At 41.1% G+C, this 12,224-nt stretch carries 12 protein-coding genes; 4 read left to right on the top strand and 8 right to left on the bottom strand.

What is annotated here, in order from left to right; all coding sequences use genetic code 11:
• Positions 1-13: 13 nt before the first annotated feature.
• The 7 genes from DK924_RS00060 to cutA all read right to left on the bottom strand — a co-directional run bounded on the left by DK924_RS00060 (position 14) and on the right by cutA (position 6,655).
• The gene (locus DK924_RS00060; RefSeq protein ID WP_010391681.1) at positions 14-1,357 is read right to left on the bottom strand and encodes an N-acetylmuramoyl-L-alanine amidase; all 1,344 of its coding nucleotides are present in this window, start codon (positions 1,355-1,357) and stop codon (positions 14-16) included.
• Positions 1,358-1,385: 28 nt separating this feature from the next.
• Positions 1,386-1,853 (bottom strand): tRNA (adenosine(37)-N6)-threonylcarbamoyltransferase complex ATPase subunit type 1 TsaE, encoded by a 468-nt coding sequence (gene tsaE, locus DK924_RS00055; RefSeq protein ID WP_021033095.1) that lies wholly within the window; start codon positions 1,851-1,853, stop codon positions 1,386-1,388.
• Positions 1,854-1,979: 126 nt separating this feature from the next.
• On the bottom strand, positions 1,980-3,320 hold the full coding sequence (gene accC / locus DK924_RS00050; protein ID WP_010391679.1) for an acetyl-CoA carboxylase biotin carboxylase subunit: 1,341 nt from the start codon (positions 3,318-3,320) through the stop codon (positions 1,980-1,982).
• A 26-nt stretch (positions 3,321-3,346) separates the two neighbouring features.
• Positions 3,347-3,814 carry an acetyl-CoA carboxylase biotin carboxyl carrier protein gene (gene accB, locus DK924_RS00045; protein WP_054202660.1) on the bottom strand — a complete coding sequence of 156 codons (468 nt, stop codon included), beginning with the start codon at positions 3,812-3,814 and terminating at the stop codon, positions 3,347-3,349.
• A gap of 33 nt (positions 3,815-3,847) precedes the next feature.
• Positions 3,848-4,300 carry a type II 3-dehydroquinate dehydratase gene (aroQ, locus tag DK924_RS00040; protein ID WP_010391676.1) on the bottom strand — a complete coding sequence of 151 codons (453 nt, stop codon included), beginning with the start codon at positions 4,298-4,300 and terminating at the stop codon, positions 3,848-3,850.
• A gap of 229 nt (positions 4,301-4,529) precedes the next feature.
• Complete coding sequence (locus DK924_RS00035) at positions 4,530-6,335, bottom strand: protein-disulfide reductase DsbD (protein ID WP_109874038.1); 1,806 nt, start codon at positions 6,333-6,335, stop codon at positions 4,530-4,532.
• Positions 6,335-6,655: a divalent-cation tolerance protein CutA gene (cutA, locus tag DK924_RS00030; RefSeq protein WP_010391672.1), complete on the bottom strand. Its 321-nt coding sequence runs from the start codon at positions 6,653-6,655 to the stop codon at positions 6,335-6,337. The genes DK924_RS00035 and cutA overlap by 1 nt, the downstream gene beginning before the upstream one ends.
• Positions 6,656-6,895: 240 nt before the next feature.
• Between cutA and DK924_RS00025 the strand changes: the two genes are divergently transcribed.
• The 4 genes from DK924_RS00025 to rnk all read left to right on the top strand — a co-directional run bounded on the left by DK924_RS00025 (position 6,896) and on the right by rnk (position 10,060).
• Positions 6,896-7,375 carry an FxsA family protein gene (locus DK924_RS00025; protein ID WP_109874037.1) on the top strand — a complete coding sequence of 160 codons (480 nt, stop codon included), beginning with the start codon at positions 6,896-6,898 and terminating at the stop codon, positions 7,373-7,375.
• A 109-nt stretch (positions 7,376-7,484) separates the two neighbouring features.
• A complete protein-coding gene (locus DK924_RS00020) occupies positions 7,485-7,772 on the top strand; it encodes a co-chaperone GroES (protein WP_008113511.1) in 288 nt (95 codons plus the stop codon).
• Between the two features lie 49 nt (positions 7,773-7,821).
• The gene (gene groL, locus DK924_RS00015) at positions 7,822-9,471 is read left to right on the top strand and encodes a chaperonin GroEL (protein WP_054202663.1); all 1,650 of its coding nucleotides are present in this window, start codon (positions 7,822-7,824) and stop codon (positions 9,469-9,471) included.
• A gap of 175 nt (positions 9,472-9,646) precedes the next feature.
• Positions 9,647-10,060, top strand: a complete 414-nt coding sequence (rnk, locus tag DK924_RS00010) for a nucleoside diphosphate kinase regulator (protein ID WP_055012379.1) — start codon at positions 9,647-9,649, stop codon at positions 10,058-10,060.
• A gap of 56 nt (positions 10,061-10,116) precedes the next feature.
• Here the strand turns inward: rnk and DK924_RS00005 are convergent, their stop codons facing one another.
• Entirely contained in the window at positions 10,117-11,613 is a 1,497-nt protein-coding gene (locus tag DK924_RS00005; protein ID WP_109874036.1) for an NAD(P)H-hydrate dehydratase, read from the bottom strand.
• Between the last annotated feature and the right edge of the window lie 611 nt (positions 11,614-12,224).

Raw genomic sequence — 12,224 nt, 5'->3', positions numbered from 1 at the left:
TGCGCTTTTAAAATTAACTCTGAGGAATATCAAGTTCCTGGCCAATAAATAGCGTATTTGAACTGAGCTTATTAACCTGTTTTATTTTACTGATACTAACGCCATATCGACCAGCCAACATACTCAGTGACTCCCCCGGACGTACCTTGTGCTTTGTTGGGTATTGAGACTTTAATGACGCAAACAGTGAGTCGTCAGGCGGGTTGCGTAAATAGTAATTTTTAATTGAGGTAAACATCGCTTTCGCCAAACGCTCTTGGTGATTGGCGCTTTTTAGTAGTCGTTCTTCACGGGGATTAGAGATAAACCCAGTTTCAACCAAAATAGACGGAATATCTGGCGACTTCAATACTGCAAGGCTGGCATGTTGCGGTGCCTTTTTGTGCATTTTTGCTACTTTTTTTAATTCTTTTATCACTTCATCTGCAACACTTAGCCCTGTTTTCATGGAATGATCCATCGACATATCAAGCAAGGCTTGTGCTAAGTACTTTTCATTTGCAGCATCTTTAATTACATCGGCAGCACCGCCAAGTAACTCTGAGTGTTTTTCTTTATCCTCAATCCATTTACCTATTTCTGAGTTGGCGCGTCGCAGCGACAACACCCATACAGAAGCACCATTGGGTCCCGGACTGGTAAACGCATCTGCATGAATAGAGACAAAAAAATCGGCTTTTTTCTGGCGAGCGCGATTAGTTCGTGTATTAAGTTTAACAAAGTAATCACCACTGCGAACCATACGCGAAATCATACCGCGCTCAGCATCAATCATGCGCTCTAAACGCTTGGCAATTTGCAAAGTGATGTCTTTTTCGTAAGTACCTGATGGGCCAATGGAGCCTGGGTCTTCACCACCATGACCTGCATCAATGGCAATTACAATGTCGCGTTCTTGGCTTAACTGGCGTTTTTTAGCTGCTGTTTGTGCCGGACTAACCGCCCCTTTTGATTGACTTTTGTCGTATAAGTCGACCACCAACCTGTTTTTATAAGGGCCTGTGGGGGCAAGTGCAAATATAACCGGTTTAACTGGCCCATTTAATTCAAACACTAAACGCACGCTGCGTTTATTTTTAGGTTTTGAATAACGTAACTTGCTAACAATTTGGTGTTTTGGTGGCACACCTGGCAATGTTTTTAATTCATCAGTGTTTTCTAAATCAACCACTAAACGACTTGGGTTTTTTAGCATAAAGTAACTGAAGTCGGGTTTATCATCGAGATCAAACACCACCCGAGTGCTATCAGGTGATGGCCAGACACGCACACTATTAATAGTGTTTTGCGCCCACAATGGCAAGCTCACTGTAAAAACCATGAGGTAAATAAAAAGTTTAACTAAACCACGACTCATTTTGATAATCACTGCCTTAACTATTTTATTATCTATTATTTAGTTTTTTGACAATTGCTACACCACGCTCACTCGCACTGTTAATAACAATTTTACGCTCATCACCTACATAACTTAGCGTAGCATTTAGATCGGGAACAGGAATAAATTCTCCGCCTTTTTCCGGCCACTCAACTATACAAGTTGCCGTTTCTGAAAAATAATCGCGAATCCCCATAAATTCAAGCTCTTCTGGGTCACCTAATCGATATAAGTCAAAATGATAAACATTGCCACGTACAAGCTCGTAGGGTTCAACAAGTGTATAGGTGGGACTTTTAACCTTACCTGTATGACCAAAACCTTGCACTATACCGCGAGTAAATGTCGTTTTACCGGCCCCTAAGTCACCATGCAAATAAATAACTGCGCCCTGCTCTATTATGGCAGCTAATTTATTACCCATAGCAACAGTGGCATTTTCATCGACTAAATGAAAATTAAAACTACACGACATGATTACCTCAAAATTTACGAAAAGCGCATATTTGTTAATCATACCAGATTATTTATTTAAGGTGATACTGCCTCTTTTTTAAAGATAAAAAAACCGGCTTAAGCCGGTTTTTAATTAGCATGGACTTTACAGTCCTAATTTCTTCTCAAGGTAGTGGATATTTGTACCACCATTTTTGAAGTTTTCATCTGCAAGAATACGTTTATGCAGTGGCGTATTGGTTTTAATACCATCGATAACGAGTTCATTAAGCGCATTACGTGCTCGGGCGATAGCGACATCACGGTTTTCACCGTAAGTGATCAGCTTACCAATCATAGAATCGTAATGTGGAGGAACGGTGTAGTCAGCGTAAATATGACTGTCCCAACGAATACCTAAACCACCAGCTGGGTGAAAACGGGTGATCTTACCTGGCGATGGAATAAAGGTTTCTGGGTCTTCAGCATTAATACGACACTCAATAGCATGACCACGAATAACCACATCTTCTTGAGTGAATGACAAAGGCTGACCAGCGGCAATTTTTAACTGCTCTTTGATTAAATCAACACCGGTAACCATTTCAGTTACAGGGTGCTCAACCTGAATACGGGTATTCATTTCAATGAAGTAAAATTCACCGTTCTCGTATAAAAACTCAAACGTACCCGCACCACGATAACCAATTTCAATACATGCGCGAGTACAACGCTCACCAATGAACTTACGTACTTCTGCAGTAATCCCTGGTGCTGGTGCTTCTTCAACTACTTTTTGGTGACGACGCTGCATTGAACAATCACGCTCACCTAAGTGAACCGCATTGCCTTGACCGTCGGCCAATACTTGTACTTCAATGTGACGTGGGTTTTCAAGGAATTTCTCCATGTAAACCATGCTGTTGCCAAAGAACTGCTTTGCTTCTTGTTGCGTAAGCGAAATTGAATTGATTAACTCAGCTTCGTTGCGAACAACACGCATACCGCGGCCACCGCCGCCGCCAGCTGCTTTAATAATTACTGGGTAACCAATACGCTTAGCAATTTGCATGTTGCGTTCTTTATCATCCGATACCGGACCATCAGAGCCAGGTACACAAGGAACACCCGCTTTACGCATCGCTTCGATTGCCGATACTTTATCGCCCATTAGACGAATAGTATCGCCACGAGGACCGATAAAAACAAAGCCACTTTGCTCAACTTGGTCTGCAAAGTCTGCATTTTCAGCAAGAAAACCATAACCAGGATGGATAGCGACCGCATCAGTAATTTCTGCTGCGGCAATAATGCGTGGAATGTCTAAGTAACTTTCAGTTGCTGCTGGTTTACCAATACAGATGGTTTCATCTGCTAGTAATACGTGCTTAAGATCGCGATCCGCCGTTGAATGCACAGCAACCGTTTTGATCCCAAGCTCTTTGCAGGCGCGCAATATACGAAGTGCAATTTCACCTCGGTTTGCAATGACTACTTTATCTAACATGAGAGTTGGCCTTTTACGTTGCGCTATTATTCAATGATGAATAAAGGTTGATCAAATTCTACTGGCTCGCCGTTTTCTACTAAGATAGCTTTTACTGTACCGGCTTTATCTGACTCAATTTGGTTCATCATTTTCATTGCTTCAACGATACATAGCGTGTCGCCAACTTTAACCTGAGAGCCCACTTCAACATATGCTGGTGCTTCTGGAGAAGCTGCTGCATAAAAAGAACCTACCATAGGTGATTTAACTTGATGACCTGTAGGGCCTGCAGGTGCTTCAGACTCTACGGCTGCAGGTGCTGATGGTGCAGCCGCGGCTGGAGCAGGTGCTGCTGGGGCGTATTGCTGGGGTGCGAATTGCGCATACGCAGGACCGGCACTCATGTTATTACGGTTAATACGTACTGATTCTTCACCTTCAGTGATTTCTAGTTCTGCAATACCTGATTCTTCTACTAATTCAATTAGTTTTTTGATCTTGCGAATATCCATAAACGGCCCGCCTATTAGTTTGTTAGTTTAAATTTAGTTTGAGTTTTGCAATCGGCTCACTGCTGCATTTAAAGCAGCGTGATAACCCATTGCACCTAATCCACAAATAACGCCTTGCGCCACATCAGAAAAATAAGAATGATGGCGAAACGTTTCACGTGCATGCACATTACTTAAGTGCACTTCAAAAAACGGAATATCAACGCTTAGCAATGCATCACGTAATGCGACGCTTGTGTGCGTAAATGCTGCAGGGTTAATTATTATGTAATCAACCGCTTGCCAAGCATCATGAATGCGTTCAATGAGCGCTTGTTCACTATTACTTTGAAAATGCGTTAACTCCACACCTAAACTATTAGCAGCGCTGTTTAACTCGCTCACAATATGCTCTAAAGAATGCGAACCGTACTTATCAGGTTCACGCTTTCCTAGCATGTTTAAATTTGGGCCATTTATAACTAAAATCTTTAATTTTGCAGCCATAATACGCGATATATCCTATAAGTAATGAGTTAAGCGGTTACCAACTAGTTTTTCTCTAAAAAGTAAGCAGAAAAAAGTAAGATAGCAACAATTTCTCACGTTAACCAACTATTATAGTGATTTCGAAGTAAATAGCAGCAAAATACTGGTCTAATCTCTATTTCGGGGACTATCTTAAGGGGAGAATAGTGGCACAACATTACCAATCATGTTGTGCCATAAAGAATGGTTATTCAGCGCTGGCACGCACTGCAGCTAGGTGCTTAGCAAAATCATCTGCATTTAAAAAGCCAGTTACACGTTGTGTACTTAACTCTTCACCTTGAGTATTGAAGAATAAAATACTCGGTAAACCAAACACTGAATATGCTTCCATTAGCTCAATTGTTTCATTATCGCTTTGGGTTAAGTCAATTTGAATCAGTTGATAATGACTAAACTCACTTTGCACTTGCGGGTCAGGAAATGTGTAATGCTCAAACTCTTTACACGCTACACACCAGTCAGCGTATAAGTCCACCATTACCATACGACCCTCACTATTTGCTTGTGAAACTGCTTGCTTCAACTCGGCTAAGTTAGCAACGTGCTTAAACTCATTGCTTTGCGTGGTTGTTTGCAAGCTCACGTTTTGTGTTGGCCAAAAATAATTTTTGGTTAAATTAAAGCCCGTAAGCACTAATAAAACAGCAATAACCCACAATAAGGTTTTTAATTTACCTTGTGCTTGGGCGCTTTGCCAATGATGAAAATAAAGCGCTGTGGCGATAGCTAATAGACCTGCTAATAGTAAAATTATCTCGATATCGATAATTCGCTCTAACAAAATAAGTGGCACAACTAACATAATAAAACCAAATAAGGTTTTAACTTGTTCCATCCATCCGCCAGCTTTCGGTAATAACTTACCTCCCGATGTACCAAGGAGTAACAACGGTAAACCCATTCCTAGGCTAAGTACATAAAGCGTTAGTCCACCCACTAAGTAATCGCCGCTTTGTGCCACAAATAATAATGCGGCTGATAAAGGCGCAGTGGTACAAGGTGATGCAATAAGCCCTGATAAAACCCCCATCAGGAATACCCCAATGTAGTTACCGCCTTTTTGGTTGTTACTCACTTGGGTTAGCTTGTTCATCATGCCGCTAGGTAACTTTATTTCGTACCAACCGAACATCGACATAGCCAACAACACAAACAATAAGCTAAAACTTATCAATACATATGGGTGCTGTAAGTAACCTTGTACTTGGCCGCCTAATGCAGCAACCACTAACCCCAATGCGGCATAGGTAACCGCCATACCTTGAATATAAACAAATGATAGGGCAAATGCTTTTTTAGTAGACAGGTTCTTTTGACCCGCAATTAAGCTAGATAAAATAGGAAACATCGGAAATACACAAGGTGTAAATGCCAAACCTACGCCCACAGCAAAAAATATAGCTAAATTAACCATTAAGCTTTGGCTGGCTAACTGCTCTGTAAAGGTGAGCTCTTTCTCGGGTGTTGCTGTAGTAACAGGTTTTTCTACAGGTTGGCTAAGTGCCGCAAATGCACTACTTGCTGCTGTATTTTCATTAGTATTAGTTTCACTTGCTAGTACACTTAATGGAATGCTGATGATTTCAGGTGGATAACACAGCCCTGCTTTTGCACAACCTTGATAACGCACCTTAACAACGCCATCTTCACTGATATTACTCAACTTGCTAATAACGCTGATAGAATTAAAAAACACCTCAGTTTTGCCAAAAAACTCATCTTCAATTATTTCACCAGAGCCCAACTCAGGCACATCAATGCTGGCACCTTTGGCAATAATTTCTATTTTGTCTTTATATAGATAATAGTCATCAGCGATATCCCAACCAACAAATAACGTACTGCCTTGCTGGTCAAAATCAAATACAAACGCTTCATTGACTGGTAAAAATGTATGCTGAGTAGGTTTTAGAAAATCCTCAAGGGTATTTTGTGTTGCCCAAGCAGGCGCTATTAAAACACTTAATAAAAAAAATAAAATAAAGCGCATTAATGAAGTACCTCATCCATCCAATTAAAGTAAGCCAAGTTACCCGTTGCCACATCAACAACTTGTATTTCTGGTACTTCGTAGCTATGAAGATCTTTTAAGGTTAAAAATACATCGTTCATTTTGTCAGCTTTGGTTTTAATTAGTAGCTTCACTTCTGTTGCTTCAGCTACTTCACCTTCCCATATGTAAATAGAACTCATGGCCGGTAAAATATTTACACAAGCGGCTAGTTTCTTTTCTATTAGCGCCATAGCCAATAAACGGGCTTCATCGTTATCTTTGCAAGTGGTAAAAATAAGTTTAAATTGCGTTGTCATAGTGAACCTTTACTTGTTTACGGGGGTCTAGCCCCATAGTAGCTGATAGCGGGTATAATGTGTAGACACGAACTCTGTCTACATTTTGGGTCTTTGTAGTAAATTGATTTAGACCCGCCACCTGTAACTTTACTAACATTAAAGTTTATTACTTACTCTTATTAGCTTGAAAATAGACCCGACAACCCTCACTTATATTTCACTAGCACCTTAATAAGTGTCATTTTTTTAGAGAGTCTTATGTTTAGAATTTTATTTTTGTTGTTTATCATCATCCCAATTATTGAAATTGCCTTACTAATTCAGGTTAGTGACGTGATAGGTGGCTTCGCAACAATTGCTTTAGTGGTACTAACCGCGATTGTGGGTGCGAAAATGGTGAAACAGCAAGGAATGGGCGCACTACAAAACGTACAAGTGCAAATGGCTCAAGGGCAAATGCCGGCTAAAGAGTTGTTTACGGGTATTTGTGTGATTATTGCTGGCGTACTTTTACTAACACCCGGCATTATGACGGATGTATTTGGCTTACTGCTTCTTACTCCAGCTATTCGCAATAAATTAGCCGCAGGGCTTGCCAGCCAAGCAACGGTGAGAATGGGCGCTAGTATGCATCAAACAGGTACTTCAGGATTTTCACAACCTCATCAATCAATGCATCATGAGCAAGATGAAAACCGTCCCAATACTATAGATGGTGAATACGAGCGAAAAGATTAAAAAATTATCATTTTTTCTCTTGGAATTTTTCACTCTACCCCCATTAATGAAAGCAAATTAGATACACTTTTTTCTGTACTGTTCAGAAACTGTTAGGAGAACTAAAAACATGAACATTCGTCCTTTACAAGATCGCGTAATCATCAAGCGTCTAGAAGAAGAAACCAAGTCTGCTGGCGGTATTGTATTAACTGGCTCTGCAGCTGAAAAATCAACTCGTGGAGAAGTTGTTGCCGTAGGTAATGGTCGCGTTTTAGAAAATGGTGACGTTCGCGCGTTAGAAGTGAAAGCCGGTGACACTGTGTTATTTGGCTCATATGTTGAAAAAACTGAAAAGATCGAAGGTCAAGAATACCTGATCATGCGTGAAGATAATATTTTAGGCATTGTAGGCTAAACCTACTTTTCGTTTAACACACATTTTAAGAATTTAGAGGAAATTAAACATGGCAGCAAAAGAAGTACTGTTTGCAGGCGACGCACGTGCAAAAATGCTAACTGGCGTAAACATTTTAGCAAACGCAGTAAAAGTAACATTGGGCCCTAAAGGTCGTAACGTTGTACTAGACAAATCATTTGGCTCCCCAGTAATCACTAAAGATGGTGTATCTGTAGCTAAAGAAATCGAACTTGAAGACAAGTTTGAAAACATGGGCGCACAAATGGTTAAAGAAGTAGCGTCTAAAGCAAATGATGCTGCTGGTGACGGTACCACTACCGCAACCGTGCTTGCTCAATCTATTGTTAACGAAGGTCTTAAAGCGGTTGCTGCGGGTATGAACCCAATGGATCTTAAGCGCGGTATTGATAAAGCAATCATTGCTGCAACAGCAGAACTTAAAGCTCTTTCTGTTCCATGTTCTGATACTAAAGCAATTGCACAAGTAGGTACTATTTCAGCTAACTCTGATAAAGAGATTGGTGAAATCATTGCTGATGCAATGGAAAAAGTAGGCCGTAATACTGGTGTTATCACGGTTGAAGAAGGTCAATCACTTGAAAACGAACTAGATGTTGTAGAAGGCATGCAGTTTGACCGTGGTTACTTATCTCCATACTTCATCAACAACGCTGAAAAAGGCGCAGTTGAATTAGATAACCCATTTATCTTACTTGTAGATAAAAAAATATCTAACATCCGTGAATTATTACCAACATTAGAAGCGGTTGCAAAAGCAAGCAAGCCTCTACTAATCATCGCAGAAGACCTTGAAGGTGAAGCGTTAGCGACACTAGTAGTGAATAACATGCGTGGTATTGTAAAAGTATCAGCGGTTAAAGCACCTGGCTTTGGCGATCGTCGTAAAGCAATGCTACAGGATATCGCGGTATTAACTGGCGGTACTGTAATTTCTGAAGAAATCGGCCTTGAACTTGAAAAAGCAACAGTTGAAGACTTGGGTACAGCTAAGCGCGTAGTAATCACTAAAGATGATACAACAATCATTGATGGTGCTGGTGAAGAAGACGGTATCAACGGTCGTGTTGCTCAAATCAAAGCACAAATTGAAGAAGCGACTTCAGACTACGATAAAGAAAAGCTACAAGAGCGCATGGCTAAGTTAGCTGGCGGTGTTGCTGTAATCAAAGTAGGTGCCGCTACTGAAATTGAAATGAAAGAGAAAAAAGACCGTGTTGAAGATGCATTACATGCAACTCGCGCAGCGGTTGAAGAAGGTGTAGTACCAGGTGGTGGTGTTGCATTAGTACGTGCTGCTAGCAAGCTAGTTGAGTTACTTGGCGACAATGAAGACCAAAACCACGGTATTAAAGTGGCACTTCGTGCGATGGAAGCACCACTTCGTCAAATCGTTACAAACGCAGGCGATGAAGCATCAGTTGTTATTAACGCAGTTAAAGGCGGAGAAGGTAACTACGGTTACAATGCAGCCACTGGCGAATACAGCGACATGATTGAAATGGGTATCCTAGATCCAACGAAAGTAACGCGCTCTGCATTACAATTTGCAGGATCGATTGCTGGTCTAATGATCACTACAGAGGCTATGGTTGCTGAAATTCCTAAAGAAGAAGCAGCTGGTGCACCTGATATGGGTGGCATGGGCGGCATGGGTGGAATGGGCGGCATGATGTAATCATCCCCTAAACACTTAGCTCAAATAAAAACCCAGCTTCGGCTGGGTTTTTAGCAATAGAGATAAAATAAATTCACTAAACAACAATAAAATTAACTCAGTGTATTCCAATGCAACTGAGTTCCTGCAAGCTATACCAGAGTAAATTTTATTTAACATGATTAAGGATATTAAGTTGAATACAAAACCTGAAATTATCATTTCATCGCTGGATGCAGATAGGTTGTATGCACTGATGGAGTCGTTGCCTGCAAACAGCTTTGCGGGTGAAAAAGAACTTGAAGCAGAACTTGCACGAGCCAGCATAGTTGAGCCGCACGAAGTTCCCTCAACCGTGGTAACCATGAATTCAACTGTGAACTTTGTTGTTGAATCTACAGGCGAAGAGTTTACTTTAACGCTTGTTTACCCAAAAAATATTGATTCGATTGGCGACAAAATATCAATCTTAGCTCCTATAGGTAGTGCATTACTTGGCCTTTCACAAGGAGATCAAATTGAATGGCCAAAGCCTGGCGGTGGATTAGTAACAGTAACCATCAAAGAAGTTACTTATCAGCCTGAAAGAGCTGGTGAGCTTCACAGATAGTAGCCAAAACAAGCAGCGAAGACATTAGCTAGCACAGCCAGTCACTGCTGCTTTTACTATTTATGATTGATCAGTGCTCTTACATGCGCAAATAAGTCACTGGCTAACATTCCTCTTTGCCCTGATTGTTCACAGGCTCTATCACCCGCCTTTGCATGTAACACAACGCCATAGCATGCTGCCTCACTGGTATTTAATCCTTGAGCCATTAACGCCCCTATTATACCACTAAGCACATCACCACTTCCTCCTACAGCCAAACCAGGGTTACCATTTTCACATATCCAAGTATGCTCGGTATTATCGATTAGCGTACCTGCGCCCTTTAAAATAGAGGTCGCTGCGAAGTTGATCGCACATTGTCGAGCATAATAAAAACGATCAGACTCAACCTCAGAGGTAGTTAAGTTTAATAACCGTGCAGCCTCTGCAGGATGAGGCGTTAGCACGGTATTATTTAATTTATGAGAAGATGATTGCTTAGCTAATAAGTTTAAGGCGTCTGCATCAATAACAGTAGGGATATTGTTTTGCTGGCAATAACGGATTGCCTGATCAAAGGTTTTTTGGGCCCATTCATCTTGGCCTAAACCTGGACCGATAACTACACACGTTGACCATGCTAGGGCATCATCCAAGTGTTCACTAGTTACCATAAGCTCTGGTCGCCCGATGCTCACAGGTAAAACGGCATGTTCATGGGTATACACTTTTACCATTCCAGCACCAGACCTTAATCCACTTTCAGCACTTAATCTAATAGCTCCTGCAGAGCCGTGGTTTCCTCCTATACATAATAATTTTCCATGACTACCTTTATGGCTACTCACTGAGCGCTCAGGCAAAGGTTTAAAGCTGTCTATATTGATAATCTGAGCAGAAGGGGTGGCTAATTTCATAAATTGCTCGCCAATACCTAACTCATCGAAATACAACTGCCCGGCATGCTGCTTTCCTTTAGCCGTGGTGAGTCCTTGCTTTATCCCAACTAATGTCATTGTTTTGGTGGCCATAATGGCTGTTCCTTGAGGACAGCCTGTATCTGCATTAATACCTGACGGCACATCAATACTCAGTATAGGTTTAGTGCTTTCATTTACCGCTTTAATAATAGTAGCAACATTATCGCGTACCGTATTCTCAAGACCAGTGCCGAGTAATGCATCAATTATCACATCACACTCATCGAGTGCATCAGCGCTAAAGTTACAAATTTCACCACCGGCATCAATCCATTGCTTTTGTGCTTTTGCTGCATCTCCGGATAAGGCTTTATTCGGATTAATCGCGCAAACAACTACATGCCGATCTGCTTGTTTGATTAACCGAGCTACCTCATAACCATCTCCAGCATTATTTCCATTACCTGTAATAACTAACGTTTGTTTTGCATTAAAGGTTTTCCAACAGCAAAAAACAGCCTCCGCGGCACGCTGCATCAGCGTGTAAAGGTCTGCGCAGGTAGCATGGACTGCTTGTTCTTCATACCCTTTTATTTGTTTTGACAAATAGGTCAATTGCTCGCACTTAGGTGGCGTTAGTAGTAATGACATAAACAGCTCAATTTAATAAGAATACTTAATTTCATTTTGGGCTTTATAAATTCTTTTTCAAGTAAAACATAGTTATGTAATCTATAAGGCTTTATTTAAGGAGCTATTAATTTTATATAACGAGGATAACCATACAAGAGAAGTTAATAGGAGGTCAGCGTAAAGCAGGGCTTATTTTACCTAAAGCCGGATGCTTTGCACTTCTCTTACATTTGGAGTCGGTGTGCTACTTCGAAGCGACAGCACAGTAGTATGTCCTGGAATCGGCTCTGATCAATTATCTTCCTTTAGCCTAATACCTTTAACCTTTTACATTTGTTTTTCACTTTTCTACAGACGTAAAAAAGCCCGGCTCTTTCGAGTCGGGCTTTCTTGTATTTAGAGTCGGTGCGCTATTTTGCCCATGGGTTTCGTGATACTCAACCACGCTACGATGGTCAGGTTAACGCTGTGCAGCTGATAGCTGACGACTGACGGCTAATACTTTCACTTTCCTGCAGACGTAAAAAAGCCCGACTCTTTCGAATCGGGCTTTCTCTTATTTGGAGCCTGGTAATGTCCTACTTTCACATAACAAATGCTACACTATCATCGGCGCTGTTTCGTTTCAC

Source organism: Pseudoalteromonas sp. meg-B1 (assembly GCF_003173795.1).
In the GTDB taxonomy this organism is placed as follows: domain Bacteria; phylum Pseudomonadota; class Gammaproteobacteria; order Enterobacterales; family Alteromonadaceae; genus Pseudoalteromonas; species Pseudoalteromonas undina.
This window is presented reverse-complemented; position numbering and strand designations above follow the sequence as displayed.

Coding starts and splice junctions, on each gene's coding strand:
- DK924_RS00025 (WP_109874037.1), top strand. CDS start 6,896: ATGTTTAGAATTTTATTTTTGTTGTTTATCATCATCCCAATTATTGAA.
- cutA (WP_010391672.1), bottom strand. CDS start 6,655: ATGACAACGCAATTTAAACTTATTTTTACCACTTGCAAAGATAACGAT.
- aroQ (WP_010391676.1), bottom strand. CDS start 4,300: ATGGCTGCAAAATTAAAGATTTTAGTTATAAATGGCCCAAATTTAAAC.
- groL (WP_054202663.1), top strand. CDS start 7,822: ATGGCAGCAAAAGAAGTACTGTTTGCAGGCGACGCACGTGCAAAAATG.
- DK924_RS00035 (WP_109874038.1), bottom strand. CDS start 6,335: ATGCGCTTTATTTTATTTTTTTTATTAAGTGTTTTAATAGCGCCTGCT.
- accC (WP_010391679.1), bottom strand. CDS start 3,320: ATGTTAGATAAAGTAGTCATTGCAAACCGAGGTGAAATTGCACTTCGT.
- DK924_RS00020 (WP_008113511.1), top strand. CDS start 7,485: ATGAACATTCGTCCTTTACAAGATCGCGTAATCATCAAGCGTCTAGAA.
- tsaE (WP_021033095.1), bottom strand. CDS start 1,853: ATGTCGTGTAGTTTTAATTTTCATTTAGTCGATGAAAATGCCACTGTT.
- accB (WP_054202660.1), bottom strand. CDS start 3,814: ATGGATATTCGCAAGATCAAAAAACTAATTGAATTAGTAGAAGAATCA.
- DK924_RS00060 (WP_010391681.1), bottom strand. CDS start 1,357: ATGAGTCGTGGTTTAGTTAAACTTTTTATTTACCTCATGGTTTTTACA.
- DK924_RS00005 (WP_109874036.1), bottom strand. CDS start 11,613: ATGTCATTACTACTAACGCCACCTAAGTGCGAGCAATTGACCTATTTG.